The organism is Streptomyces sp. SA15 (genome assembly GCF_002291145.1).
In the GTDB taxonomy this organism is placed as follows: Bacteria; Actinomycetota; Actinomycetes; order Streptomycetales; family Streptomycetaceae; genus Streptomyces.
This window is the reverse complement of the sequence record NZ_NTGE01000058.1, coordinates 109,202-122,285: the sequence shown is the minus strand read 5'-3', so window position 1 is coordinate 122,285 and position 13,084 is coordinate 109,202. Positions and strand designations below refer to the sequence as shown.

General features: G+C 67.5%; 9 protein-coding genes. 1 reads left to right on the top strand and 8 read right to left on the bottom strand.

Annotation, left to right across the window (positions count from 1 at the left end; genetic code table 11):
• Window positions 1–6: 6 nt before the first annotated feature.
• The 4 genes from CLM62_RS10280 to CLM62_RS10265 all read right to left on the bottom strand — a co-directional run bounded on the left by CLM62_RS10280 (window position 7) and on the right by CLM62_RS10265 (window position 6,351).
• Window positions 7–3,174, bottom strand: coding sequence for a family 78 glycoside hydrolase catalytic domain (locus CLM62_RS10280; protein WP_095749528.1), 3,168 nt, complete (start codon window positions 3,172–3,174; stop codon window positions 7–9).
• Window positions 3,175–3,258: 84 nt separating this feature from the next.
• Window positions 3,259–4,530, bottom strand: a complete 1,272-nt coding sequence (locus CLM62_RS10275; protein ID WP_095749527.1) for an ABC transporter substrate-binding protein — start codon at window positions 4,528–4,530, stop codon at window positions 3,259–3,261.
• A gap of 55 nt (window positions 4,531–4,585) precedes the next feature.
• The gene (locus CLM62_RS10270; RefSeq protein ID WP_095749526.1) at window positions 4,586–5,407 is read right to left on the bottom strand and encodes a carbohydrate ABC transporter permease; all 822 of its coding nucleotides are present in this window, start codon (window positions 5,405–5,407) and stop codon (window positions 4,586–4,588) included.
• Entirely contained in the window at window positions 5,404–6,351 is a 948-nt protein-coding gene (locus tag CLM62_RS10265) for a carbohydrate ABC transporter permease (RefSeq protein ID WP_257003784.1), read from the bottom strand. Before CLM62_RS10265 ends, CLM62_RS10270 begins: the two co-directional genes overlap by 4 nt.
• A 326-nt stretch (window positions 6,352–6,677) precedes the next feature.
• Between CLM62_RS10265 and CLM62_RS10260 the strand changes: the two genes are divergently transcribed.
• Window positions 6,678–7,715 carry a LacI family DNA-binding transcriptional regulator gene (locus CLM62_RS10260; RefSeq protein WP_095749525.1) on the top strand — a complete coding sequence of 346 codons (1,038 nt, stop codon included), beginning with the start codon at window positions 6,678–6,680 and terminating at the stop codon, window positions 7,713–7,715.
• A 352-nt stretch (window positions 7,716–8,067) separates the two neighbouring features.
• Here CLM62_RS10260 and CLM62_RS10250 read toward each other — a convergent pair whose 3' ends face one another.
• The 4 genes from CLM62_RS10250 to CLM62_RS10235 form a co-directional block, all read right to left on the bottom strand.
• The gene (locus tag CLM62_RS10250) at window positions 8,068–9,498 is read right to left on the bottom strand and encodes a family 43 glycosylhydrolase (RefSeq protein ID WP_095749524.1); all 1,431 of its coding nucleotides are present in this window, start codon (window positions 9,496–9,498) and stop codon (window positions 8,068–8,070) included.
• 228 nt (window positions 9,499–9,726) lie between these two features.
• The gene (locus CLM62_RS10245; protein WP_095749523.1) at window positions 9,727–10,554 is read right to left on the bottom strand and encodes a carbohydrate ABC transporter permease; all 828 of its coding nucleotides are present in this window, start codon (window positions 10,552–10,554) and stop codon (window positions 9,727–9,729) included.
• Entirely contained in the window at window positions 10,551–11,483 is a 933-nt protein-coding gene (locus CLM62_RS10240) for a carbohydrate ABC transporter permease (RefSeq protein ID WP_095749522.1), read from the bottom strand. Before CLM62_RS10240 ends, CLM62_RS10245 begins: the two co-directional genes overlap by 4 nt.
• A 66-nt stretch (window positions 11,484–11,549) precedes the next feature.
• Window positions 11,550–12,875, bottom strand: a complete 1,326-nt coding sequence (locus CLM62_RS10235) for an ABC transporter substrate-binding protein (RefSeq protein WP_095749521.1) — start codon at window positions 12,873–12,875, stop codon at window positions 11,550–11,552.
• Window positions 12,876–13,084 lie beyond the last annotated feature (209 nt).

The following is a 13,084-nucleotide window of genomic DNA, read 5'->3' as shown; positions in this document are numbered from 1 at the left end:
CATGGTTCACACCGTCTTCCTCTCGGCTTCGCGGGCCGTGAACGTGTACCGCCCCGAGGACACGGCGTAGGTGGCACGGTCGCCCCGCATGCCACGGAACTCCGCGCCGTCTCCGGCCACTCGGGCCGGGCTTCCGCCGGTGGGCACCCTGACCTCCGCCGTGGTGTTGGGCGGGATCTCGATGTCCAGCCGGAACCTGCCGTCCCTACGGGTCCACTCCGCGGACACCAGCCCGTACGGAGTGCGGTAGCTGCCCTCGACATGGGTGAGTCCGCCGACCGGACGAGGGTCGATCACGAGCTCGCGATAGCCGGCCTTGCCGGGCGCCCGGCGGATACCGGCCAGGCCGCTGTGGAACCACTCCTCGATCTGGAGCAGGATCATGTGGTTCTTGGAGTTGCCCATGTCCCACTGCTCGGGAACCGTCGTCAGGCCGCCCGGATTGGCGGTTGTGGGGGCCATCAAGTAGCCGTAGCTGGGACGGGTGTCTTCCTGGAGGACGTTCCACAGGACGTCGTCGCGACCGCCTTGGTGCAGGGCTCGGACGATCGGGGCGAGGCCGATGGTGCCGCCGCTGAAGTGCGGTCCGCCGCCGAACGGCCGGTGGGCGTAGATGAGTTCGACGAGGGCGTCGAGCACCTTGCCGCGTTCGCTGTCGGGTACCAGGCCCTCGTCGAGCGCGAGCGCCTGCGCGGCCTGGGTCGCTCCGGTGTTCCCCTCGGCGGTGTAGCGGCCGAGCTCCGGGTGGTAGAAGGCGTCGTTGAAGGCGTCCTTGATGTTGGAGGCCAGGTTGCGGTACTCGGAGGCGTCGGCGTCGCGCCCCATCAGCGCCGCCATCCGGGCCATGCGGTCGGCGACCTGGTGGTAGCCCCAGGTCCCGGTGATGCGGCCCGAGGTGTTCTCGCTGGCGATCCAGTCGGCCAGCGCGGCGTTCACGATGTAGGCGTCCGCTCCCGTGCCGGCCTTCTTGGTCCTGATGTAGTTCAGGAAGGCCTGCATCTGCGGGTAGTAGCGGCTCATCGTCTGGGTGTCGCCGTACGTTTCGTACGCCAGCCACGGCACGAGGATGATGCCGTTGCCCCAGTTGATCTCGTCGCCGAAGCGGCCGGTGTAGCCCCAGTCGTAGACCGGGGCCTTGAGGGCCACGTTGCCGATGTTGTCGCCGGCCTTGGACTGGCCCTCCGCCAAGTGCCGCTGCATGGTGCGCAGGTAGGCCGCGTATCCGAAGGTGCGGTGGATGGAGCCGAAGGGCTGGACGTAGTCGGCGGGGTAGGCGAGCTTCTCGCGGCCGGGGCAGTCCGTGAAGGTGGACATGGTGTTGCTCATGATCGAGTAACGGGCCATGCGGTGAATGCGGTTGATCCGGTCGTCGGAGGTACGCACGGAGCCGGTCTCCGGCACGTCCGCGTGGATCTGCAGGCCGGTCACCGTGTCCAGGGTCGGTACATAGCCGTCGGGTAGGCCGGTCACCTGGAGCCACTGCATGCCGAAGTAGTGGAACTGTGGGTGCCAGCTCTCGCCGCGCTCGTCGCCGTACGTCGTGTAGGTGGCGAACACGTCGGTGCCCCGGGCGGCGCCGCCGCCCATGATGGACGCCTGGTTGACGGTGCCGTCGGCGTTGAGCGACTCGGCGGGCTGCAGCTTGACGGTCGCCCCGGCCGGGAGCGGGCCGTCGAGCTGGAGCAGCGGCCAGCCGGCGAAGTTCTGCCCGAAGTCGAAGACCCACACGCCGGGTCGGGGCTGGGTGACGCCGACCGGGCGGAGCCTGTCGGCGACCCTGAGCGGTTCGGCCACCCGCCAGACCAGTTCGGTGGTCAGGTTGGGCGGTGGGGCGATTCCGGCGGCGGTCCAGCCCATGGGCGTGCCGTCGCGTCGCTTCGCCGACGCGCCGAGGTCCGCGCCGGGAGCGGTCCAAGCGGGCTGCTCGCGGCGGGCGTCGTAGTCGGAGCCGGAGTACCAGTTGGCCGTGGTGGTCGGGCCGAGGGCCGTCCGCCACGAGCCGTCGCTGACGACGGTCTGGACCGTCCCGTCGGCCTTGGTGAGTTCCAGGCGGGCGATCAGACGCGGCGTGACGGCGGCGCCCGCGCTCGGGTCGGTGCTCGCGAGGGAGTTGCCGGAGGCGGTGACAGTGACCCCGCTCTCGTGCGCCGAGCCGAGCGCGGGCTGGAAGCTGATGTCGGCGCTGCCGATCGCGGTGATGGTGCGGGACTCCAGGCGCTTGCCGCCGTCGCCGGTGTCGATGTTGACGGTGCCGCCGACGTGGTAGTTGGCCACGCTGCTCACCTGGACCGTGGTGGCGCCCGGTTGAGCCGCCGCGGTCAGGGTGCCGCTGCCCTTGAACTGGCTCTGCCACCAGCTGTACGGGGCGGTGCGGCCGGTGGCGGGATTCGTGACGGAGCGGGTCACCAGTGCCGTGCCGTGCCCCAGTTCGACGCCCAGGGTGTTGTCGCCGGAGCGGACGAGGCGGGTGACGTCGTAGACCCGGTACTCGGTGGAGAGCTGGTAGTTGGAGTTGCCAGGGGCGAGGACCTCGTCGGTGACGGGCCTGTCGTTGAGCCGGGCCACGTGCAGTCCGACGCCGGACAGGTACAGCCTCGCCTTGACGACCCTGCCGCTGGCGCGGAAGGCGCGGGCGAACAGGGGCAGCGGCTGGTCGACGCCGCGGCCCGGGTACTCGATCCAGCGGGCCTCGCCCCAGTCGGAGCGCTTGAGGAGCCCCATCTCCCAGGCGGCGGAGCGGCTCCACGGTGTCGTGTCGCCGTCGATGCTCCAGACCCGTACCTGCCAGACCACGCGGTCGCGTGAGGCCGGCGCGGGGCCTCGCCAGGCCACATCGGTCTGGGCCGAAGAGCGGACCTTTCCGCTGTCCCACAGCAGCCGGCCCCGGTCGAGATCCTTCTCCGTGCGCGCCGCCCGGACCTGGTAGGCGGACTGCGTCCACCCGGCACCGGCGCCGACAACCCGCCAACTCAACCGCGGGGCAGGGTCGTCGACACCGAGAGGGCCGTCCTCGCGGCCGTCGACAGCGAGGCCGCTGACCCGCGCTCCGTGTCGGTCGCCCTCCTCGTCGGCGTGGGCGGCCTGCACGGGGAACCCGGCCAGTCCTGCTGCGGAGACGGCCATGGTGCCGACCACCTGTCTACGGCTCAGCTCGACGCTGGGGATTTCGGGCATGCCAGAATCTCCGTCCATGTGAACGTTTCGATGCCGTGCCGGAAGAACGCCGTCGGCCACTGCGGGCGGCCGACGGCGCGATGCTCAGCTTCCGGCTTTGTAGTCGGCGTCCATCTCGCCGAGGAGCTTGTCGGGGGTGGACTGGCCGCTGAAGATCTCCTGGAGCCCGCTGAGCATGGTCTGCTGCACCTTGGCGTTGGGCCACAGCTGGTCCATGAACGGCACCGTGCGGTCCGCCTGGATGAACGTGGAGAGTTCGGTCAGAGACGGGTCGACCGCATAGCCCGTGTCGGGGAGTGCCGGCAGGCCGCCCTGCTTCTTGACGAACAAGGTCATGCCCTCGGGCGACATCACGAAGTTCACGAACCTCAGCGCGAGGTCCTCGTTCTTCGTCTTGGCGTTCACTCCGTAACCGGCGCCCGCCGCAGCCGGAATGAGGGTCGCCGATGGGTCGTCAGTGGCCGGCAGCGCCTTGAAGGTGAATGTCCCCTGCGGGTTCTTCCCCTTGAGCAGGGCGATCACCCAGTTGCCCTGGATGATGCCGAGCGTCTTGCCGGTTGCCGCGAGTTGCTGACTTGCCTCGTAGTTGGTGCCCAGCGGGTTCTTCTGGAAGCAGCCGGTCTTGTCCATCGTCATGTACTTGTCCAGGGCGGTGGTCCACTGCGACTTCGCGAAGGTGGCCCGGCCGGCCTGCATCTTCTGGTCGAAGTCGCGGTCCTCGCCGTAGACGGTCGTGGCGACCATCGCGTACAGGGCCAGTTGCGTCACCCAGTTGTCCTGGTTGCCGAGGGCGAAGGCGGGAGTTCCCTTGGCCTTCGCGTCCCGGCAAAAGGCCAGCAGCTTCGTCCACGTGTCCGGTGGGGTGAGTCCCGCCTTCTCCATGGCCTGCTCGTTGTAGACCGCACCGATGCCGTTCTGCCCGAAGATCGCGTTGTACGTCTTCCCCTCGTACTGGGCGACGGTCTTGATCGCGTCGGGCATCTTGGCGGCCCACGCCTGGTCCGAGAGGTCGCGCAGATAGCCGGGCTTGGCCAGGACGACCGTGGCGGCCGGGTTGCCGTTGCCGGGCCAGACCGACATCACATCGGGTGCGGTGCCCGACGACAGCTGGGTGCGGATCTGCTGCTGGTACTGGTCGGCGCCGCTGGTGGTGTAGCGGACCTTGACACCGGGGTTGGCCTTCTCGAACGCCTTTACCACGTCCTCTATGGAGCCCTGGTCGACCGAGGCGAGCGTCAGGGTCTTGGAACCGCCACCGCCGCCGGACTCACCCGCCTTGGTTCCGCCGCTGCATGCGGCGAGGAGTGCGGTGGCTGTCACGGTGGCCAGCAGGACCGCTGGTGTGCGTGTCTTCATGATGTCTCCCTCGAGGAAGGGGCCACGACCGTGGGTGTCGGGCGGGTGTCGTGTGTCATCCCCGCAGCCCTCCCGCGAAGCCGTTGATGATGCTGCGCTGCAGCAGGAAGTAGATGAGCAGAACGGGCAGGATGCTGATCACCAGCGCGGCGAAGATGAGGTTCCAGTCGGTGACGTACTGACCCACGAACCCGGCGATCGCGACCGGCATGGTCTGCTGGGCGCTGCCGCTGAGGTACAGCAGCGGGGTGAAGAAGTCGTTCCAGACGGCGACGGTGTTGAGCACCAGGGCCGTCACGGTGACCGGCTTGAGCATCGGCAGCACCACGTGCCGGAAGCCCTGCAGAGGGGTGCAGCCATCGATCAGGGCGGCGTCCTCGAAGTCCCGGGGCAGGGCGCGCAGGAAACCGACGTAGAGGAAGACGGTGAACGGCACCTGCAGACCGGAGTAGAAGAGGACCAGGGCCCAAGGAGTGCCGAGCAGCCCCATGTCGCGCATGGTCTGGTAGAGCGGCAGTGAGGCAAGCTGAAAGGGCAGGACCAGGCCCAGGAGGACCAGCAGATACGTGCCGCGCGACCACCGTGCCGTGACGCGGGCCAGCGGATATGCGGCGAGCGAGGAGACGGCCAGCACGACGGCGACGCTGCAGACCGTCACCAGCAGGCTGTTGGCCAACGCCCCGCCCAGCGCGCCCTGTTGCCAGGCCTGGGTGAAGTTGTCCAAAGTCGGGGAGGAGGTCGGTTTGATGGGTGAGGAGGTGTCCGATGTCGGCCGCACCGCGAGGTTGACCAGGACGTACACGGGGAAACCCACGAAGAGCGCGGCGGCGATCATCGCCAGTTCGAGGGCGAGCGTGCGGGGACGGTAGCGGTTCATGACACGGCCCTCTCGTTGCAGGACAGCAGCAGGTACTGACCGCTGGAGACGACTGCGACGATGACCGTGAGAACCACCGCGAGGGCGATGCTGTAGCCGAACTCGCCCAGAGTGAAGGCGTCCTTGTAGATCAGCGTCGAGATGGTGTCGGTCGCATGCCCGGGCCCGCCGCCTGTCAGCGCGTAGACCTGGTCGAAGAGCTTGATGCCTCCGATGATCGACAGCATCAGGTTGACGGTGAACGCCGGTGCCAGCAGCGGTCGGGTCACCGACCAGAAGCGCCGGGCGGGGCCGGCTCCGTCGATGGCCGCGGCCTCATGGATCTCCTTCGGCACCGACTGCAGTCCGGCCAGGAAAATGACCATGGAGTAGCCCGCGAACTGCCACACGATCACCGCGACCACGGACCACAGCGCGAGGCTCGGGCTGCCCAGCCAGTCCTGTTGCCAGCCGTCCAGTCCCACGGCACCCAGCAGGCTGTTGACGGCACCGTCCGGACCAAGCAGGTTTCGCCACAGGTAGGCGGTCACGATCGGGGTGATTACGGCCGGGGCGAACAGGAAGACCCGCAGTACGTTGCGGGACTTGATGGCCGCGTTGACCCCGAGAGCCAGCGCCAGGCCCAGCGCGTTCTGGATGACGGTGATCGACACGGCGATCAGCAGCGTGTGCCAGATGGCCTGCTTGGCATCGGCGTCGCTGAACATGCCGGCGAAGTTGTCCAGCCCGACGAAGGAGAAGTCGGGATCCAGGCCGTCCCAGTCCGTGAAGGCGTAGTACACACCGCGCACGCTCGGCACCAGGACGACGAAGGCGAACAGCAGCAGTGCGGGCAGCGCGAACCACCAGGGCGGGTTGTTGCGCGGACGGTGCCCCTTGGCCACCGGCATCGTGCGGGTCATGCGGTCGTGGTCCGGAAGTTGCTCGTGCGGGGCGAGGGTCACAGGCGGACCTCTTCCTTGAAACGATTCAACGCGCGCTGTCGAAACTTCGGTCTACTTGACGCCGTACGGCGGCCAGTCGGCTGTCATGACGTAGTGATGTGGTCGGGGTACCGGGTGCGGCCGACCCGATCCCTGTGTGTGGGTAACGTTTCCCATAAGGTGCTGCCAGACCATAGAGAGCGTCCTGCATGACGTCAAGATGCCGCGCAAGCTGCACTTCTGTTATGACGATTAGTGCAGCTCGACCAGGGACATCGCCCTACTCATCCGTGCCTTGGTCCGTACACTCTGCGGCAACGTTCCCCACTACACCGGAGGGCGCCCGGATGGAGCCACCAGCACCGCAGCGCCGCGTCACGATCGTCGACGTCGCGCGTCACGCCCAGGTGTCCACGACCGCTGTGTCCAAGGTGCTGCGCAACGCCTACGGCGCCAGCCCCGAGATGCGCGCGAAGGTGCGCCGGGCAATCGACGAGCTCGGCTACCGGCCGCATGCGGGCGCTCGGGGCCTGCGCGGACAGACGTACACCATCGGCGTGATGCTGCCCGACATCCGCAACCCCTTCTTCCCCGAGATCCTCGACGGGATCACCGGGCGGCTCGCGGACACGGACTACCAGGTCTTCCTGGGCCCGGGCTGCAACGGCGAGAAGGAGGAGGCGCGGGTCACAGAGGCCATGATCGACCGTGGGATGGACGGGCTCATCCTGATCGCCCCCATCTCACCGCGCGCCCATCTCGAACGCATCGCCTCCGCCGTTCCGACCGTGGTTGTCGGCCGGCACGGGCACTCCTCGGTGTACGACGCCGTCACAGACGACGACGTGGCAGGCGCGTTCCTCGTCGTCCGTCACCTCGCCGACCTCGGGCACCGCCGGATCGCCCACATCGAACACCACGAAACCGACCCGACGCGCATCGCCGAGATGCCCAACGCCCAGCGCGCGGACGGCTATCGGCAGGCCATGCGGTCCCTCGGCCTCGCGGACGAGATCGACATCGTCTCCACCAGCTACACCCAGCAGGGCGGGTACGAGGGCGCCAAGGAACTCCTCACGCGCCCTCGCCGACCCACGGCCGTCTTCGCCGGAGCGGACATCGTCGCCATGGGAGTACTGGAAGCCTTCACCGAAGCCGGACTGTCCGTACCCGATGACATCTCAGTGGCCGGCTACGACAACACGACCTTCGCCGCCTTCGGCCCGATCTCCCTCACGAGCGTCGACCAGGCGGGCCACGAGATCGGCAGCAACGCCGCGCGCATTCTCCTCGATCGAATCGCCGACCGCCAGAAGAAGTCCGTCCAGGTCAAGCTCTCGCCGACACTCGCGCCGCGCCGGACCACCGCTCCTCCTTCGGCGTAGACGGCTGGGAAGCCCCGTTCAACCGTTCGGTTGAACGGGGCTTCCACCTCGGAGAGACCTCTTCCCTACGGATGGACGACGCGAAGTCGGGTCGGCTCGCGCGAGACTGAGCACGGCCCGTGGCGCGCGCCGGGCCTTTCGGACGTCGTGCAGTTCCAGACGCTTCAGGACTTCGACCGCTGGAAGCAGCAGGGCCGCCTGCTGCCCTACAAGCCGCCGGGTTCTCGGAGGTCTACGACAAGTTCAAGGACCCGCAGGACTCGCTGGTGATCGCGCGGGTGTCGACTCCGGGCAGGCCGAGGTGCATTCCGGCCCGCCCGGAGTCCCCGCCGGTCGGCGGTTGTCCCGCGCGTCAGACGACCATCCACTGCTGGTTCGCGCTGGCGGTGCAGGTCGACTGGTCCAGTGCCGCGCCGTTGGCGGTCGACGCCCCGGCGACCTCGAGGCACTTGCCGCTGCGCACGTTGGTGAAAGTGACGTAGCCGCCGATGACCGCTGTCCTCTTCCACAGCTGGTGCGATCCCCCGGTGCACGTCGACTGGTCGGCCACCGCTCCGTCGGCCTTGGACGCGCCGGAAATCTGCAGGCATTTGCCGCTGTTGACGTTGACCAGCCTATAGTTGGAGCCGACGGCCTTGGGCACCCACTGCTGGTTGGCTCCGGCGTTGCAGTTGCCTGAGTTGACCGCCGCACCGTCCGCCGTGCTCAGGCCCCAGACGTCCGCGCACTTGGCGCTGTTCCGGTTCAGCAGCTGGTTGTTCGGGGCCCCCAGCGGGCTGGCGATGACCGGCCAGCCGTTCGCGAAGGTCACCTTTCGGATGTCGAGGGTCTCCTGCCCGGAGTTGTTGCCGTCGTAGTAGTGGTAGGCGAGGAATTTCGACGTGCCGTCGTCGTAGGCGTCCGCTCCGCCGGCGGCCACCTTGGGGTAGGCACCGGTGAGGACGGTGGTGCCGCCGTTGGAGGCCATGTCCGTACCGTTCTGGTCGAGGTACGGTCCCGTGATGCTGGTGGACCGGCCGACCACGGTGTAGTAGGTGCTGTTGGTTCCGCTGCAGCAGGTGCCCTTGGAGCCGAAGAGGTAGTAGTAGCCGCCGTTGAGGATGATCGTGGGGTTCTCGATGTTGACGGCGATGCGCCAGAGGTTGTGGTCGGTGGTGGACAGCTTGCCGGTGGACTGGTCCAGGACGTGCATGTAGGTGCCGGAGCCGGTCCAGGAGCCCCAGGAGATGTACAGCCGGCCGTCCGGTCCCCAGTCGACGTTGGCGTCGATCGGGTAGTTGACGTCGGTGACCATGCCCTGGTCGGTCCAGGGGCCCTCGATGTTCGTGGCGGTGGCGAGGCCCATCACCGCGTAGTTCGTGCCCCAGCGGGAACCGGCGTAGTACAGGTGGTACTTGCCGTTGAAGTACTTGATGTCCGGGGCCCAGATGTTCGGCGGGGTCGAGCCGAGCTTGTCGGTGATCCAGGACGGGGTCGTCTCCCAGACGTTCCCCACCTTCGTCCAGCCGGACGCCGCGGTGCCACCGCACGTCTTGCGGATGGTGATGGCTCCGCTGGGGTTGAGCGAGTCGTTCTCGAACCCGGTGGAGAAGCCGTAGTAGCAGCTGCCCACCTTGATGACGCTCGGGTCGTGCATGCGGAGGTCACCGCTGAGCGCCTGGGCGGGAGCGGCGGTGACCAGGCCGAGAACGGTCAGGAAGGCGACCAGGGCCGCTGCGAGTGCGGGTCGGCCGCGTCTTGCGCCGATCCCCCGAGGTGACCCCGGGTTGTTGTGGGCGTGCATGCGAGACTCCTTTGTGTCGCTGTGGAGGGGCGGGGATCATCCCGGGGGGCGTCGGCCGTTTCGGCAGCGCTGTGACGCGCGTGGAGCCTGGGAAGTCGGCACGGCGCGCGGGTGCAGGCCGGACCGGCGGTTCCGCCGGATCGCGTCGCCCCGGGGGACGGGTGTGGGGCCGGGCTGCGGTCCGCCCCGGCATGGCGCGAGCCGCTGCCGGGATCCCTGACGGTCCGGTTAGCCCTTGACCGCTCCGGCGGTCATGCCCGCCACGATCTGCCGGTTGAAAAACAGGAACATGATCAGCGGCGGGACCGTGATGAGCAGGATGTCCATGAAGAGCAGGTTGTAGCTGGTGCTGTACTGGCTCTGGAAGTTGAACAGCGTCAGTTGAACGGTGGCGTTCTGCTCGCCGGGCAGGAAGTACAGCGGGTTGGTGAAGTCGTTGAAGACCGCCACCGACTGCACGACGATCACTGTCACGATCACCGACCGCAGCACCGGGAAGATGACGCGGAAGAACAACCTCAGGGGCGAGGCCCCGTCGATGATGGCGGCCTCGTCGAGTTCGCGCGGGATGGTGGCGATGAAGGCGCGGAACAGCAGGATGGAGAAGGACAGGCCGAACGCGATCTCCACGAGGATCAGCCCGGGGAGGGTGCCGAACAGGCCGGCCTTCTGCAGGACCCAGATCGTCGGGACGACCGCCGGCGGAATGATCAGCCCGGACAGGACCAGGAAGTTGATCAGTCCCGTCCATCGGGTGACCCGCCGCTGGAGGACGAAGGCGACCATCGCCCCGAGGACGACCATCACCGCCACACTGGCGACGGTCAGGATCACGCTGTTGATGAAGGCGATGATGAGGATGTAGTCCCGGGCCTGCACCACCTGGACGAGGTTGTCCACCAGTTGGAAGTTGCGCGGCCAGGAGAAGTCGAGCTGTGCGGCCTGCTGGGCATCCTTCACGGCCGTGAGCACGATGAACGCGAACGGGACGACGAAGACGACGACGCTGACGGCGACCGACAGGACGGCGAGCCAGGTACGGGCGGGGTTCTTCATCGCTCCACCTCCTTGCGGGCCAGGAAGCGGGACAACGGGACGATGATCGCCGTCACGACCAGGAAGAGGATGACGTTTCCGGCGGTCGACAGGCCGTAGAAGCCCGCCTGGTACTGCTTGTAGATGACGGAGGCGACCACGTCGGAGCTGAAGCCCGGACCGCCGCGGGTCATGGCCCAGATGAGGTCGAAGGACCGCAGGCCGCCGATGAGCGACAGGATGATGACGGTCGAGGTCGCCGGCCAGCTCAGCGGCAGGATGACGTTGCGGAACAGCTGCCACGGGCCGGCCCCGTCGATCTTCGCCGCCTCGTAGTAGTCCTGCGGGATGGACACGATGCCGGCGATGTAGATGACGGTGGCCAGGCCGACGCCTTTCCAGACGTCGACGAGGGCCACCGAGAACAGTGCCAGCGACGGTTCCGTCAGCCATCCCGGACCGTCGATACCGACCGTCGCAAGGGCCCTGTTGATCGCGCCGGTGGAGGGATCCATGAACGCGGTGAAGGTGATGCCGACGCCCACGGTGCTGACCAGCACCGGGAAGAACACCACCGAGCGCAGATAGCCGCGGGCACGGATCTGGCTGGTCAGCAGGATGCCCAGGAGGAGGCCGAGGACCACCTTGAGGCCCGAGGTGACGACCGCGTAGAGGAAGGTGTTGACGAAGCCCTTGACGAGGGCGGGCTCCTGGAAGAACTCGGTGAAGTTGTCCAGCCCGATGAAGGTCGACTTGGAGATGGTCCATCTGGTCAGGCTGAAGTAGAACGACGCGAAGGTCGGGATCAGGAACAGCGTCCCGTAGATCACCGCGGCGGGCAGGTAGAACCAGGTGGGATAGGCGCTGCGCATCTTGGCGGACCGACGGGCCCTGGTCGCCGCTTTCGGCTGTTCGGCCGTCGGTGGCCTGGTCGGTGCAACTGTGGTCATCGATCGACCTCTCTCGGGTGCCTCCCCGCGCTCCTGCCGGAGCCGGGGAGGCACTGGGTTCCGTTCCTACCAGCCCGACAGCCCGAGCTGCTGAGCCTGCTTCTTGACGTCCTTGTCGTACTGGGCCGCGCCCGTCTTCGCGCTGGTGATGCCGGAGCCGACCTGAACGGAGATCTGCTCCAGGCTCGGTCCCTTGACCGGCGAGAGGAACTCCAGGGCCGGGCTCTGGGCGCCCTTCGTGAAGTACGCCGCCACGTCCTTGGTGATGGTGGGAACATCCGCCGGCAGGGTGCAGCCCTTGACCAGGTAGGGGCCGGTCGGCGTCGACGCCTTCGCCTGGGAGGTGCAGCCGGCCGGGCTCGCGGCGAACGCGAGGAACTTCTTGACCGCGGTGAGCTTGTCCCCGGTCGTGCTCTTCGGGACGAAGAAGGCGTTCGGGAACCATGCCGTCAGGCCGTTGGCCGAGGCGTCGTCTCCGGGCAGGGCGAAGAAGCCGATGTCGTTCAGCTGGTCCGGGTTGCTCGTCTTGATCGCGCCGATGACGGTGGAGAGCATCGGGTACTGGGCACCCTTGCCGGTGGCCAGCATCTGCAGACCCTTGACGAGCGTGGCCGACGCGAAGTCGGAGTTCTTCAGCTTCAGGTCATGGATCTGCTCCAGACGCTCGAAGCCCTTGACCGCGTTCGCGTCGCTCGCGAACTTCACCTTGTTGGCGGTGTACTTCTCCGCGAAGTCCGGTTCCGCGGCGGACACGTTGTGGAAATCGCCCAGCACGAGGAGCTGCGACGTCCAGGTGTCCTGGTAGGTCTGGATGACCGGGGCGATGCCGGCGGCCTTTATCTTCTTGCTGTTGTCGATGAACTGAGCCCAGGTCGTCGGCACCTTCAGGCCGAGCTTGGCGTAGACCTTCTTGTTGTAGAGGACACCGCCGCCCAGGGCCGAGCCGAAGGGGACACCGTACGTCTGGTCATTGACCGTGACCTGCGGGAGGAAGGACTTGTCGAGCTTCTTGACGTACGGGTCCTGAGTGATCGAAGTGAGGTTCTTCGCCGGGTCGATCTGCTGGAACAGCGAACCGGTGTTGTACGAGAAGAGGTCGCTCATGCTGCCCGTCTGCAGCCGCGTCTTGATCAGATTGTCGCCGTCGACTCCGCCGGGACGCGTCTCCACGCTGACCCTGATCGTCGGGTTCTCGGCCTCGAAGTCCTTCGCCAGCCGCTTGGCGGCCTCGAGGTTGTCGGGCGCGTTGTCGACGAGCAGCTTGATCGTCGTCGCGCTGCCGTCCCCGCTGGACGAGCCGAGAGAGCCGGCGCTGCACGCGCTGAGCAGGAGCGGCAGAGCGGCGGCCGCCGCAACGGCCGTCCTTCTCTTGGCGCGAGTGGTTGACCTCATGGAAAGTTCCTTCGTTCGAGCGGGATGAATCGTTTCAATCAAGGGGGTATGGCACCTCGCGACAGTGACGCATGGACCTGCGGCTCTGCGGCGGACGCGAGCACCGGGCAGATCAGCCCCTCGACACCCCCGCTCGCACCCCTGGACCCTCTGGCGCGATCGACCACTTCTGACACCCTGGGCGACCCGGCTGTACCGCAGCCACCCAT

Bases quoted from the DNA above. Each gene is read 5' to 3' on its own strand.
- CLM62_RS10280 (WP_095749528.1), bottom strand. From the start codon at position 3,174: ATGCCCGAAATCCCCAGCGTCGAGCTGAGCCGTAGACAGGTGGTCGGC.
- CLM62_RS10275 (WP_095749527.1), bottom strand. From the start codon at position 4,530: ATGAAGACACGCACACCAGCGGTCCTGCTGGCCACCGTGACAGCCACC.
- CLM62_RS10270 (WP_095749526.1), bottom strand. From the start codon at position 5,407: ATGAACCGCTACCGTCCCCGCACGCTCGCCCTCGAACTGGCGATGATC.
- CLM62_RS10260 (WP_095749525.1), top strand. From the start codon at position 6,678: ATGGAGCCACCAGCACCGCAGCGCCGCGTCACGATCGTCGACGTCGCG.
- CLM62_RS10250 (WP_095749524.1), bottom strand. From the start codon at position 9,498: ATGCACGCCCACAACAACCCGGGGTCACCTCGGGGGATCGGCGCAAGA.
- CLM62_RS10245 (WP_095749523.1), bottom strand. From the start codon at position 10,554: ATGAAGAACCCCGCCCGTACCTGGCTCGCCGTCCTGTCGGTCGCCGTC.
- CLM62_RS10240 (WP_095749522.1), bottom strand. From the start codon at position 11,483: ATGACCACAGTTGCACCGACCAGGCCACCGACGGCCGAACAGCCGAAA.
- CLM62_RS10235 (WP_095749521.1), bottom strand. From the start codon at position 12,875: ATGAGGTCAACCACTCGCGCCAAGAGAAGGACGGCCGTTGCGGCGGCC.